Genomic DNA, 12,602 nt, shown 5'->3' with positions numbered 1-12,602 from the left:
CCCTAATTCCATTTCCCCCCCCCCCCGCCCCCCCCCACCCCCGGGCGGCCCCGCGTTCCGTGTTCAGCATCGTGCTACGAGACTACGCAATCACTTACCGAGCGACTTGTTCGCTTGATCCGCCGCGGCATTTAACGCATCAGCAGGCTTCGCCTTGCCCAGGTAGACCGATTGCATTGCATCGGTCACGGCCTTCGCGGTGTCTTCCCAACCGGTCACGGTCGGCGCGAAGTGAGCCGTCGGCAGCAGCGCGACGAAAGCTTTGGTATCCGGATCGTTGAATGCCGGATCGGTCGCCTCAGCCTTGGTGGTCGGCAGGAAACCTTCAGTCTTCGTGAACTCGACGCGCGGTTCCTTCGTGAACAGATAGTCGAGGAACTTCCATGCCGACTTCTTCACCTTCGAGTTCTTGAACATCACGATCGAGTCGGTCACGGCATAGGTAGCGTGCGTCGTGCCCATCGGGATCGGATCGATGCCGTACTTCAGATTCGGCGCTTCCTTCTTGATCTGCTTGGACAGGAAAGGCGCCGAAATCACCATCGCAACGCGGCCTTGCTTGAAGAGGTTCTGCACGTCTTCACGGCTATAGCCAGTCACGCCAGGTTGCGTCAGACCCTGGTCGATCATCGTCTTGTACAGCGTGGCCGCCTTGATGCCGGCCGGCGAATTGAATGCCGCCTTGCCGTCCTTGCCGACCACGTCGCCGCCGTTGGTCCACAGCGCGTAGTAATAGTAGACGTCGGTTTCGATTTCCTTGCCTTGCAGACCGAAGCCGGCAATGCCCTGCGCCTTCAGTTTCTTCGACGCATCAATCACGTCATTCCACGTCTTCGGACCGTCGGGGTAGCCGACCTTCGCGAGCAGATCCTTGTTGTAGTAGAGCGCGCGTGCCGAAGCCGCGATCGGCAGGCCGTACACCTTGCCGTTGATTTCACCCGGGGCGAGGAACGGGCCGATGAAGCGGTTCTTGAAGCTCGCGTCCATGTAGCCGTCGAGCGGCTCGGCCACGTCGTCCTTCACGAAGTCGAGCAGCCAGCGCGTGCCGACGATCGCGAGGTCGGCGTTGGCGTTACCGGTAATGTCCGTCTGCAGTTTCTGTTGCAGCGTGTCCCAGCTCACGTCTTCGATCTTGATGGTCGTGCCGGGATTGGCCTTCTCGAAGTTACGGGCCATTTTTTCGAAGTACGGCGCGGTCGCATCGCTGTAATGCGCGACCGTTACGCGGACCGTGTCGGCGTGAGCCGCGACGGCGATACCTGCAAACGCGAGCGCCACGGCAACTTTGCCTAGCGCGAGGGAAGCACGGGCATGCAACGACATTTCTCTCTCTCCTGTGTCGATCGGAGTTCGCGCTTTAGCACTTTCTCCGGTCCCATCCAACGATGGTGGGGGGTGGTCTGCTGCCGTCGCCGGCCGCTTTGGGTTAAATTGTTTGAAAAAATCCTACATGACGCAAAATAGCTTGTCACGTAGGGTCTGCCATATTTCTTCTCGGCAAGTTTTGTGCATAAGATGCTGTAAAGCAGGGGTATTCTGCGTAACGCGAAGTCACGGATACCCAATCTTCGGGATGACTAGACAACTACGCAGCGTCAGGTTTGTAGGAAATTTACACGCTGGAACGGCGCTGAACGGGGTTGAGGAGCGAGGGCGGACATGAATCGTGTGGTGTTGGTAACGGGCGCTTGCGGTGGCATCGGCAGCGTGTTGTGCAAGCGTTTCGTGGAGCAGGGCGATACCGTGCTGGCGCTCGATATCGACGCGGTTGCGCTGAGCGGATTGACGGTGCAGTTAGGCGAGACACACGTCACGCCAATCGCGGTCGACCTCGGCGCTGCTGCCGCAGTGCAGCATGCAGTGGCCGAAGCGGTGAAGATGCGCGGTCCGGTGGACGTGCTGGTCGCCAACGCGGGTGCCGCCAAAGGTCTGACGCTCGCCACGACCGACGCCGCCAGTTGGCAACGCGACATCCATTTGAATCTGAACGGCACGTATCACACGGTGGAAGCGGTGCGCGCGTCGATGATCGAGCGGCAGAAGGGCGCGCTGGTGCTGATCGGCTCGGTGAACGGCATGGCCGCGCTCGGGCATCCGGCGTATAGCGCGGCGAAGGCCGGCCTCATCAGCTACACCAAAGCGCTGGCGATCGAACTGGGCCGTTACGGCATTCGCGCGAACATTGTCTGTCCAGGTACGGTGAAGACGCAGGCGTGGCAGGCGCGCGTCGACAAGAATCCGCAGGTCTTCGAGGATCTGAAGAAGTGGTACCCGTTGCGTGACTTCGCGACGCCCGACGACATTGCCGACGCGGTGCTGTTCCTCGCATCGCCGATGGCGCGCGTGATAACCGGCGTCGCGTTACCGGTGGACGGTGGGCTGATGGCCGGCAACCGTTTGATGGCGGAAGAACTGACACTCGAATCGCTTTGAATCGTTTTGAACTGCTTTGACCGGATAGCGCGACGTGTTCTTTGCTCGATGAAACAAGGCAGCACGTTCGCATGACAGCACGACGATGAGGACAGCATGGCAGCAGTGCAACTGAGCGGCATCTTCAAACGCTATGGCGACACGCAAGTGGTGCACGGCATCGATCTCGACATCGACGACGGCGAGTTCGTCGTGCTGGTCGGCCCATCGGGTTGCGGCAAGAGCACACTGATGCGCATGGTGGCGGGGCTCGAAGAAATCAGCGGCGGCGATCTGATGATCGGCGGCACGCGCGCGAACACGCTCGCGCCGCAGCAGCGCAATATCTCGATGGTGTTCCAGAGCTACGCGCTCTATCCGCATCTGTCGGTCTACGAGAACATTGCGTTTGGGCCGCGAATTCGCAAGGAATCGTCCGCGAGTTTCAAGCCGCGGATCGAAGCCGCCGCGAAGATGCTGAACCTCGGCGGTTATCTGGATCGCTTGCCGCGTGCGCTGTCGGGTGGTCAACGTCAGCGGGTGGCAATGGGCCGCGCGGTGGTGCGTGAGCCGTCGCTGTTTCTGTTCGACGAACCGCTGTCCAATCTCGACGCCAAATTGCGCGTGCAGATGCGCACCGAAATCAAGGCATTGCATCAGCGTCTGAAGAATACGGTGATCTACGTCACGCACGATCAGATCGAGGCGATGACCATGGCGGATCGCATCGTGGTGATGAACGCGGGGCGGATCGAGCAGGTGGGCCGTCCGCTCGACCTGTACGACCGTCCCGCGAATCTGTTCGTCGCGAGCTTCCTCGGTTCGCCGTCGATGAATTTTGCTGAAGGCGTGTTGACGAATCGCGCGGATGGACAGGGCTTCGCGTTGAAACTCACTGACGGTGGCGAGATCGTGCTGGAGGGTACACCCGCTTCCGCCGTTGTCGGCGCCAAGGTCACGCTCGGCGTACGTCCCGAGCACATTGAAACAATGGCTGACAAGCCGGACGCCACCATAGAAGTCGAAGTGGTCGAGCCGACTGGCGCCGAGACTCATTTGTACGGGAAAATAGGCGGCAGCACGTGGTGCGTGACGACTCGCCAGCGCTCGAAAGTCGAGCCCGGTCAGCGCGTAACGCTGCGTCTGCCGGCTGAGCATATTCATCTGTTCGATACGGAGAGTGGACGCAGACTGGTCTGAACCGCGTGTTGCCGCGCTTGAGGCTGATCCAGGCTGATTCAAGCCAACTGAAGCTGCGACGCGACGCGGATTCATCTAACCCTTAAGGAACACCGGGTGTCCGCACCGAACTTGATCCCCCACATCCGCGGCGCGCTGGCCAATTTGCGGCCCGCCGAGCGCAAAGTTGCCGAGATGGTGCTGAGCGACGTCGACTTTGCGATGCGCGCGAGCATCACGGAACTCGCGCAGCGCGCGGACGTGTCCGAGCCTTCGGTCACGCGCTTCTGTCGCGCGATCGGTGCACACGGTCTGCGCGACTTCAAGATGCAATTGGCGCAGAGCGTGGCGGGTGGGGTGCCGTATGCATCGACGGCGGTTTCGCGTGATGACGACGTTCAGACGTTGATGGACAAGGTCGGTGAAGCCGCTGTTGATGGGATTACGCATGCGTGTGGTGCGTTGGACCCGGCGGTGTTTGAGAGTGCGATTGCGGCGTTGTCGAGCGCGGGGCGGGTTTTCTTCTTTGGCGTTGGGTCGGGGTCAGGACTTGTTGCGCAAGATGCGGCTTTAAGGTTTTTGCGGCTGGATATAGCGGCTACTGCGTTTACCGATGGTCATTTGCAACGGCTTTACGCGGGCCTCATGGAGCCAGGTGATGTGGCGTTTGCGATTTCGCATTCGGGCCGCAGCGTCGAAGTGAACGAAAGCATTCAGATCGCCAAGGAGCGTGGCGCAACTACGATTGCGCTGACGAATGTCGGCTCGCGCCTGGCGTGGCTGGTCGATATTCCGCTGCTGTTGCGCGTGCCGAGTCCGATCGATCCGAATACGCCAGGCGTGTCGCGGCTCGTGCATTTGTGCATCATGGACGCGCTGGCTATCGGCGTCGCGTTGAAGGCACGGCCCAATACACTTGAAAAAATGCGGAATGCGAAGGCACGGTTGTCGTCGCATGAGCCGGAGGCGGCGGGGGATTGACCACGCCTGATGGTCCGCTTCAGGAACCCAGCGACGAACGTGTGAACAGTCACGCTGCTTGAGGACGCCAGGCGATCATGCCCGCCGTCCGTGCTCGAACTTCCGGCGAGGCTAAGCAGGTCGCAACGGCCTCGTATCCCGGCGTACCTGGATAGGGGGCGACTAGAGTGGGCGGGCTGTGATTGGCCGGGCACAAAATAATGGATTCATCGGGGCCGGTTGCAGCCAGATCCAGAATTGCTGAAGAGCGCGTCATCAGAAACAAGGGGCGAGCACCAAGCCTGGCGCGTTGGCGAAGATGGATGATCAACGCTTCCTGCGTGGCCTGATCCAGGTCTTGCTCCACCATGTCCACGACGACGGCCGACCCTTCGGATTCCAGGCCAACGAGCAGGGCGGTGAGGGCTTCCGATTCTGCTGCGCCTTCATCGATGAGCCACGCCAGAGTCTGATCAACGCGTGATCTGAGCGCCGCATCCGTTTCCAGGCGGGCGAGAGTCTCGGCACGTCCCTCGTGCGCCCGTTCGAGGCCTAGAAATGCGGCATTCGGTAGATTCTCGGCCAGGCATTTTGCCAGCCGTGTCTTGCCGCTTCCCAAAGGACCGATGATGTAGTTCAGCGGTCGGATTTCACGAAGTTCGAATCGTTCGCCGCCCCAAGGCCAGGGAAGATCGAAGGCCGTGCTGAGTCCGGCGGAAGGGTTGACCAGGCGTGCCAATTCTCCGTCTGCAGGCGCCTGACCTCGAGCAAGATCAGCCCGGAGCCCCTTGACCTTGGCTATCGTATCCACGAGCTGGCGAATGCCTGCTTCAAGCGTCGCCTCGTGGGCAGCCAAGGCGGGCTCCAGACTCTGAGGGTCGCCTTTCAGCACCTGTGCCACCTGGGCGAGGCTGAGGCCAAGCGCGCGCAGGGCAACAATCTCCGCTGCACGATTCATCTCGTCGGGACCATAGGTGCGATAGCCGGAGACCGTGCGTGCCGGCGTCACCAGGCCTCGCTGCTCGTAGAGTCGCAGGGCTTTGGCGGAGACGCCGAGCCGTCTCGCCGCTTCGGAAGCACTCAAAAATGGGGTGGAACAACGCATGAGTCACCTCTTCGTTTGCTGACCACGCACATCATGGAGTTGGCCCTTGGGGCCGAGTCAATCGAATAGTTACAGCGCGACTTCAAGGCGTCGCCGCCATCCACCCAAACCGCCGCGACAACCTCAGGGTTGCCGCGCGCAAAGTTTGCGCAGGGCCGCCCGTGAGCTCGCTATCGAAGCTCCCGCTCGGACCCATCAGCGCGAGCACGAGGCAGATGCTGCCGGTATGGTCCAGCACCGGCGCGGCCAAGGTGTCGATGCCCGGCACGGGCCGGCTTAATGCAGTATCGATGCCGTCCGCACGGATTTGCGTGAGCCGTTGTGCGTAGGCTTTTGTCTCCCCCGCCGGAGCCCCTGCTAGCCGCAAATGATCCTGCACCAGCAGACCATGACGCACATCGTCCGCGACATATGCGGCAAACACCCGCCCGATCGCCGTATTCACCAGCGACATCACCGTGCCGACCCGCAAGCTCACATGCAGCGGCCGCGCCGATTCCTCCAGACGCACGACGGTTGGCCCGAGCGGCCCGAGCACCGCCATCGCGACACTCATCCCCGTCGATGCTGCCAGTTCGACCACTTCCGGCTCTGCCTCACGCGTCGGCGATAAACGCTGCAAGCCGATCAACCCAAGCTCAAGCGCCAAAGGCCCGGCCTCGAAACAACCCGAAGCGTCCCGATTGAGCAGTCCAATTTTGAGCAGACTCACCAGATGCGGAAACGCTTTGGCCGGCGGCATGCCCGCAGCCGCTGCAAGGTCGCGCAAGCTTAATGGCCGCGCGGCCGCAACCAGCGCGCCAAGCAACTCGCCGGTGCTATCGAGCGACTGGATGCCGCGCTGCGGCTTCGCATCGGCGGAAGCAGCGGAAGCGCCGGAGGCGGAGTAAGAGGTGTCGAGAGAGTCGGTCACGATGCAGAAGACGCTAACAGGGAAGGCGTTGCCGCAAGTTCGGCGCTGATGTCATGAGCCGCAGCAAGCAGCGCGCGCGCCGTCGGGCCATCGGCGGCGACGTCGATCGCGCCAGTCGAGCCGATCACGGTCAGCGCGAGACACAAGTGGCCGTCGGCGTTGAGCACCGGCGCGCTTAAACTGCTGATGCCTGGGCTCGGCGCATCCACGCTGCATTCCAACCTGTGCACGCGGATTGCATCTAAAGCTGCTTCGAACGCGGCGCTTTCGTCGGGCGGTGTCATCGCGCTACTCGCCGCGCCCGACTGATTCGCCCACATTCCCTCCACCGCGTCGCGTGGCAGAAAAGCGCAAAACACGCGACCCGTCGACGTAGCCGGCAGCGACATCACCGTCCCCACATGCAGATTCACATGCAGCGGAAAGCCGGCATGCTCATAGCGGACGATGGTCGGTCCTTGCGGCCCGGCAATGCAGATCGCGACGCTGAATCCGATCGCCTCGGCCAACGCCGCCACCCGCGGCACGGCGGCGCGAAACGCCGGCTGGTTCTCCAGGTGCATCAACCCAAGCCGCAACGACAGCGGCCCGGGTTCATAACGGCCTGACAGTTCGTCCCGTTTGATCAGACCTAAGCGGCTCAGGCTCACCAGATAAGCATGCGCTTGCCCCGGCGCGATCTGCGCGGCGCTGGCGAGATCGGACAAGGCGAGCGGGCTGCGCGCCTGCGCCAGCGCCAGCAACACGCGGCCGCCCACTTCAACGCTCTGAATCCCGCGCTGTGTCTTGCTGCCATCCACTGTCTCGCTGCCGCCCGCGCCTTTGCCGGTGGCCGGTTTCGCTGCTTTGCTCACACCTGCGCTCGTCCGTAAAAAGGGTCCATGTTAGCCGAAGCCCGGGCGAAAGCCCGCACCTCTCTGTCCTCATCTTAGACGCTCAGAAATTTGTGTATAGCGATACATTTCGCTATTGACAAATAAACTGACCCGGCCATAAGATGCATTCACCCCGACATACCGGTGCAGTCACAGAGTCAAAACGGGGCGAGACAACCTCCAATACAGTCAGCCAGCGCATCTGAACGCGCAGCCGGCGTCTCGCCTCACATTCAACTTTTGAGGGAGACAAGCATGGCAAAGGCATTCGCATCCCAGGCCGACCTGGAAGTCAAGAAAGTCACGTGGACCAAGTTGTCCGAGAACGCCTACGCATACACCGCTGAAGGCGATCCGAACTCGGGCGTGATCATTGGCGACGACGGCGTGCTGATCGTCGACACCACCGCCACGCCGGCCATGGCGCAAGACCTCATCGCGAAGATTCGCAGCGTGACCGACAAGCCGATTAAATACGTCGTGCTGTCGCATTACCACGCGGTGCGCGTGCTCGGCGCGTCGGCATATTTCGAAGAAGGCGCGCAACAGGTGATCGCGAGCCGCGGCACGTACGAGATGATCGTCGAGCGTGGCGAAGCGGACATGAAGTCCGAAATCGAACGCTTTCCGCGTCTCTTCGCCGGTGTCGAAACGGTGCCGGGCCTGACGTGGCCCACGCTCGTGTTCGAAAAAGAAATGACGTTGTTCCTCGGCAAGCTCGAAGTGCGTATCGCGCACCTGGGCGCCGGTCATACGAAGGGCGATACGGTGGTGTGGCTGCCGTCGCAGAAGGTGTTGTTCTCCGGCGACCTGGTCGAATACGACGCAGCCTGTTACTGCGGCGATGCACAGCTTGAACAATGGCCGGCCACGCTTGAAGCGCTGCGCGCGTTGAAGGCCGAGAAGCTGGTGCCGGGCCGCGGTCCTGCATTGACTACGCCGGAAGACGTCAACAAGGGCCTCGATTACACGAAAGACTTCGTCACCACGCTGCTGCAACAAGGCCGAGAAGCTGTCGAACAGAAGCTCGACCTGAAGGCCGCCATGGCGCACACGCGCAAGGCCATGGACCCGAAGTTCGGCCACGTGTTCATCTATGAGCACTGCCTGCCGTTCGACGTTTCACGTGCCTTCGACGAAGCGAGCGGCATTACGCATCCGCGCATCTGGACCGCGCAGCGCGATAAGGACATGTGGGCCGCTTTGCAAGCCTGATTGATAACAGCATAGGAACGCTGGAAAGCGTCAAGCAGAGCAGAGAAGGACGGAGACACAAGATGAGCATCAACTACCAGACGCTGTCGTTCGACTATCAGCCTTGCCGCGAACAAAGCAGGCAAAGCGGTGCGGATCAGGCGGCCTATCCCGTGATCGTGGTCGGCGCGGGGCCCGTGGGCCTCGCTACCGCGATCGATATCGCGCAGCAGGGCGTGCCGGTCGTCCTGGTGGACGACGATTGTTCGTTGTCCACCGGTTCGCGGGCGATTTGCTTCTCGAAGCGCTCGCTCGATATTTTCGACCGGCTCGGCTGCGGGCAACGCATGGTAGACAAGGGCATTAGCTGGAATGTCGGCAAGGTGTTCCTGAAAGATGAACTGGTGTACACGTTCAATCTGCAGCCGGAAGCGGGCCACAACCGGCCCGCGTTCATCAACCTGCAGCAGTACTACGTCGAAGGCTTTCTGCTCGAACGTGCGCAGGAAATGTCGAATCTCGAGATCCGCTGGAAGAGCAAGGTGGTCGGTGTTCAGCAGAGCGGCACGCCTGGCACTGCTCAAGCTGGCGTGACGCTGACCGTCGATACGCCTGACGGTCAGTACGCGCTGTGTGGTCGCTATGTGGTGGCCGCCGACGGCTCGCGCAGTCCGATGCGCAATCTGATGGGACTCGACAGCCACGGCGTCACGTTCAAAGACCGCTTCCTGATCGCCGACGTGAAGATGGAAGCGGAGTTTCCGACCGAGCGCTGGTTCTGGTTCGATCCGCCGTTTCATCCGAATCAGTCGGTGCTGTTGCATCGTCAGCCGGATAACGTGTGGCGGATCGATTTCCAGTTGGGCTGGGACGCGGACCCGGTGCTCGAAAAAACGCCGGAGCGGGTGATTCCGCGCGTGCGTGCGTTGCTCGGACCGGACGCGAAGTTTGAGCTGGAATGGGTCAGCGTCTATACGTTTTCGTGTTTACGCATGGATCGTTTCCGGCACGGCAACGTGTTGTTCGCGGGCGATTCCGCGCACGGCGTGTCGCCGTTCGGTGCGCGCGGCGCGAATAGTGGCGTGCAGGACGCGGAAAACCTCGCATGGAAACTGGCAATGGTGCTCGAAGGCAAAGCCTCCGACGCCTTGCTCGACACGTATGCAAGCGAGCGCGAATTCGCTGCTGACGAAAACATCCGCAACTCCACCCGTTCGACCGATTTCATCACGCCGAAGAGCCCGATTAGCCGCGTGTTCCGCGACGCCGTGCTGAAGCTCTCACGCCAGCATCCGTTCGCGCGGCAGTTGACGAATAGCGGCCGCTTGTCGGTGCCGGCGGTGTTGCATGATTCCCCGCTGAATACATCGGACAGCGACAGTTTCGAAGGTCTGATGGTGCCGGGCGCATCGTGCGTCGATGCGCCGGTTCATGCAGCCGGGCAAGCGGCATGGCTTTTACAGCAGCTTGGTCAGCAATTCACGGGCGTGTTGTTCTGCGGCTCGCAGGGAATCGATCAGGCGATGCAAGCTGCGCTGGATACGTTACGCAGCGGTCCGATTCCGCTGAAACTCGTTGTGGTGACGAGTGGCGATGCGCAGGTCGCAGTGGCTTCGGGTGCGAATGTGGTGCACGACGTCGACGGTCTTGCGGCCGCTCGTTACGACGCCAAACCCGGTACGTTCTATCTGATTCGCCCGGACCAGCATGTCTGCGCGCGTAGGCGGCAACTCGACGTGAGCTTTGTGGACAGTGCCTTGAAGCGAGCGTTGTGCGTTGAAGGTACGGCCTGAAGTTTTTGGCCTATCCGGTGCACGCAGAAAACACAGCGAACACAGCCTAGGCGGCAAACGCAGCACATCGGCAAAAGAAAAAGCAGGAGACAGTCATGGCATTGAACACGCAACCCAACCTCGCCCGCCCCGACGATTTCTACGAGGCGCTGATCGACATGCATCGCGATCTGGACGACGCGCAGAGTCAGTCGGCCAATGCGCAACTGATCCTGTTGCTGGCCAACCATATCGGCGATTACGCGACGCTGCTCGAAGCGATGCGGCACGCACGCGAAGGCGTGACCGATGCTGCGGGGCAGGGCGCACGGGCGCATCCGCTGGCCGCCTGAACACGGGTCACGACGCACGGAGCATGCTGCTGTGGAGCATCGCATATCGCCATGATGCCGGTGTCGAAGCTCACGCAGTTCTACGTGCTACGGTGCCGTTCGGCGTGCCGAAGAAAGCGACACGCATCTAAAGATCGAACAGACTCGAACGCCGGATCGGGTAGAGTCGTGTCTATCCTTTTGCGACCGCGCGTCTAACGTCCGAACCTTCACGATGTATTCGATCGAACCCGTTCCATTACCGCATGCGGGCCCGTCCGACGTTTCCTTGTGGCGAGTCGATTTCGCTTTCGATACGTCGCGGGACAACGCTGCCTTCGCGTCACTCAGCGATGAAGAGCGCACGAGAGCCGGCAACTTTCGCCGCCACGAAGACGCGCTTCGTTTCGTGACCGTGCGCGTGGCACTACGTGAACAACTCGCGCGGCATCTCGGCATTGCGGCACACGCCGTCCGATTCACGAGCGACGCAAACCACCGGCCTCACCTCACCGATTCCAGCGCGCTCGATTTCAACGTATCGCATGCGGGCACACATGGGCTCATCGCCATGTCGCCTAAGCGGCGCGTCGGGGTCGATATCGAACATCAGAGCGACAAGTTCGATTGGCATTCGATTGCGGCATTGACGCTCGATGCAAGCGAAGCAGCGTGGATTGAGCGCCTTGAGGTTGATCAGCAACTCGCCGCGTTCTACGACGCATGGGTCGCCAAAGAAGCGCTAGTCAAGACGACGGGTGTGGGCATCACGCGTGGCTTGCAGCATCTGACGGTGCTGCCGCGAGACGGCGCCGAGGTGACGCTGCGCAACCAGATTCCAGAAGACATGAATGATGTTGCTGCGCAATGGATCGCGGCGCCGGCTGGCTATTCCGCATGCGTGGCATGGTCGACGAAAACGTTCGCGCGTTAGAACACGTACCTTCCTTTCGCGCAATCATGCACACGCAGCACACGCAGCACACGCAGCACACGCAGCACACGCAGCCTGCGGCACACCACCCTACGCGCCTGATTCACCAAACACACAAGCCTTCGGCCACCCAAACGCATACACGTGCGTAACCGGCTGCGCGAGTGCAACCGCCGCACGAATCTTGCCCGACATCGGCAGATCGAGCACATGCCAGCAACCATGCTCCGCGAGATCGAACGCGCAGGCTGCGGCATCGCACGACAACATATCCAGATCGATATCGACCGGCGCATAGCGCAACGCATTGCACAAGCTGCCGTAGCGCGCGCGTTGGCGTGAGTCTTCCGGTGTGTCACCCGGAGTGGCGATCGGGGGAGGCACGACGACGCTGAGACCGAGCGTTGCCGGCGCAATGCCGATTACGATCCAGATACCGCCGTACGCGATATCGATCGTGATACCCCGACCGTCGTGCGGATGACGCGCGTGCAGTTTTTCGTTACCGTCGTCCTGCAAATCGACGGTACGCGGCTCGCAGTCGAACAGATTCGCAACGATCCAGCGCGTCACCACGCGCGCGCTGATAAAGCGTTTGCGTAACGCCGAGTTCGGATGCAGCCGTGCGCGTTCGCGCTCGACTTTCGACAGCCACGTCTCGCCTTCCTGCACCGGCACCGGTAGCCATTCGCAACGGAACCGCCACAGATGCAACTCACCCGCGCGTGGCGCGGCGGCGCTGCGCGGATAGTGGCGCGTCAATGGGCGCGAGACAAATTTCGGCGTGACCGCGCTGACGATAGCGGGCGCAATTCGAGCAGCTTGATCGGCTTGCGAGGCGTTTGCGTTATTCGCCGCCTGCGAGTCGACACTGTCACGCACACGCGACGGCGCTAGATAAGCGAGTTCCAACGGCATACGGTCGG

Annotated in this window: 12 protein-coding genes; 7 read left to right on the top strand and 5 right to left on the bottom strand. The window is 61.4% G+C overall.

Annotated features, from left to right (window positions below):
• Nucleotides 1–90 precede the first annotated feature (90 nt).
• Nucleotides 91–1,323: an ABC transporter substrate-binding protein gene (locus PQR40_RS08115; protein ID WP_408233387.1), complete on the bottom strand. Its 1,233-nt coding sequence runs from the start codon at nt 1,321–1,323 to the stop codon at nt 91–93.
• 336 nt (nt 1,324–1,659) lie between these two features.
• Between PQR40_RS08115 and PQR40_RS08110 the strand changes: the two genes are divergently transcribed.
• The 3 genes from PQR40_RS08110 (at nt 1,660) to PQR40_RS08100 (ending at nt 4,572) form a co-directional block, all read left to right on the top strand.
• On the top strand, nt 1,660–2,433 hold the full coding sequence (locus PQR40_RS08110) for an SDR family oxidoreductase (protein WP_408485547.1): 774 nt from the start codon (nt 1,660–1,662) through the stop codon (nt 2,431–2,433).
• Nucleotides 2,434–2,529: 96 nt separating this feature from the next.
• Nucleotides 2,530–3,612, top strand: a complete 1,083-nt coding sequence (locus PQR40_RS08105) for an ABC transporter ATP-binding protein (RefSeq protein ID WP_408391451.1) — start codon at nt 2,530–2,532, stop codon at nt 3,610–3,612.
• A 96-nt stretch (nt 3,613–3,708) separates the two neighbouring features.
• Nucleotides 3,709–4,572, top strand: coding sequence for a MurR/RpiR family transcriptional regulator (locus PQR40_RS08100; RefSeq protein WP_408233379.1), 864 nt, complete (start codon nt 3,709–3,711; stop codon nt 4,570–4,572).
• A 49-nt stretch (nt 4,573–4,621) separates the two neighbouring features.
• Here PQR40_RS08100 and PQR40_RS08095 read toward each other — a convergent pair whose 3' ends face one another.
• The 3 genes from PQR40_RS08095 to PQR40_RS08085 form a co-directional block, all read right to left on the bottom strand.
• Nucleotides 4,622–5,656, bottom strand: coding sequence for a MerR family transcriptional regulator (locus tag PQR40_RS08095; RefSeq protein ID WP_408508741.1), 1,035 nt, complete (start codon nt 5,654–5,656; stop codon nt 4,622–4,624).
• 82 nt (nt 5,657–5,738) lie between these two features.
• Nucleotides 5,739–6,569 (bottom strand): IclR family transcriptional regulator, encoded by an 831-nt coding sequence (locus tag PQR40_RS08090; RefSeq protein WP_408508740.1) that lies wholly within the window; start codon nt 6,567–6,569, stop codon nt 5,739–5,741.
• On the bottom strand, nt 6,566–7,423 hold the full coding sequence (locus PQR40_RS08085) for an IclR family transcriptional regulator (protein ID WP_408508739.1): 858 nt from the start codon (nt 7,421–7,423) through the stop codon (nt 6,566–6,568). Before PQR40_RS08085 ends, PQR40_RS08090 begins: the two co-directional genes overlap by 4 nt.
• Before the next feature lie 276 nt (nt 7,424–7,699).
• On the opposite strand from PQR40_RS08085, the gene PQR40_RS08080 reads away from it, so the two are divergent.
• From PQR40_RS08080 to PQR40_RS08065, 4 genes are all read left to right on the top strand, one after another.
• The gene (locus PQR40_RS08080; protein ID WP_408339404.1) at nt 7,700–8,659 is read left to right on the top strand and encodes an MBL fold metallo-hydrolase; all 960 of its coding nucleotides are present in this window, start codon (nt 7,700–7,702) and stop codon (nt 8,657–8,659) included.
• Between the two features lie 62 nt (nt 8,660–8,721).
• A complete protein-coding gene (locus PQR40_RS08075) occupies nt 8,722–10,431 on the top strand; it encodes an FAD-dependent oxidoreductase (protein ID WP_408391461.1) in 1,710 nt (569 codons plus the stop codon).
• Nucleotides 10,432–10,526: 95 nt separating this feature from the next.
• Nucleotides 10,527–10,763 carry a DUF2783 domain-containing protein gene (locus tag PQR40_RS08070; RefSeq protein ID WP_408233361.1) on the top strand — a complete coding sequence of 79 codons (237 nt, stop codon included), beginning with the start codon at nt 10,527–10,529 and terminating at the stop codon, nt 10,761–10,763.
• Nucleotides 10,764–10,977: 214 nt separating this feature from the next.
• The gene (locus tag PQR40_RS08065) at nt 10,978–11,676 is read left to right on the top strand and encodes a 4'-phosphopantetheinyl transferase family protein (RefSeq protein ID WP_408339398.1); all 699 of its coding nucleotides are present in this window, start codon (nt 10,978–10,980) and stop codon (nt 11,674–11,676) included.
• Between the two features lie 90 nt (nt 11,677–11,766).
• Here the strand turns inward: PQR40_RS08065 and PQR40_RS08060 are convergent, their stop codons facing one another.
• Entirely contained in the window at nt 11,767–12,594 is an 828-nt protein-coding gene (locus tag PQR40_RS08060; protein ID WP_408233355.1) for a 4'-phosphopantetheinyl transferase family protein, read from the bottom strand.
• Nucleotides 12,595–12,602 lie beyond the last annotated feature (8 nt).

It is taken from the genome of Paraburkholderia sediminicola (assembly GCF_046026855.1).
GTDB classification, from domain to species: domain Bacteria; phylum Pseudomonadota; class Gammaproteobacteria; order Burkholderiales; family Burkholderiaceae; genus Paraburkholderia; species Paraburkholderia sediminicola_A.
Note: the sequence above shows the minus strand (reverse complement) of the source record. Positions and strands in the feature narration are given on the sequence as shown.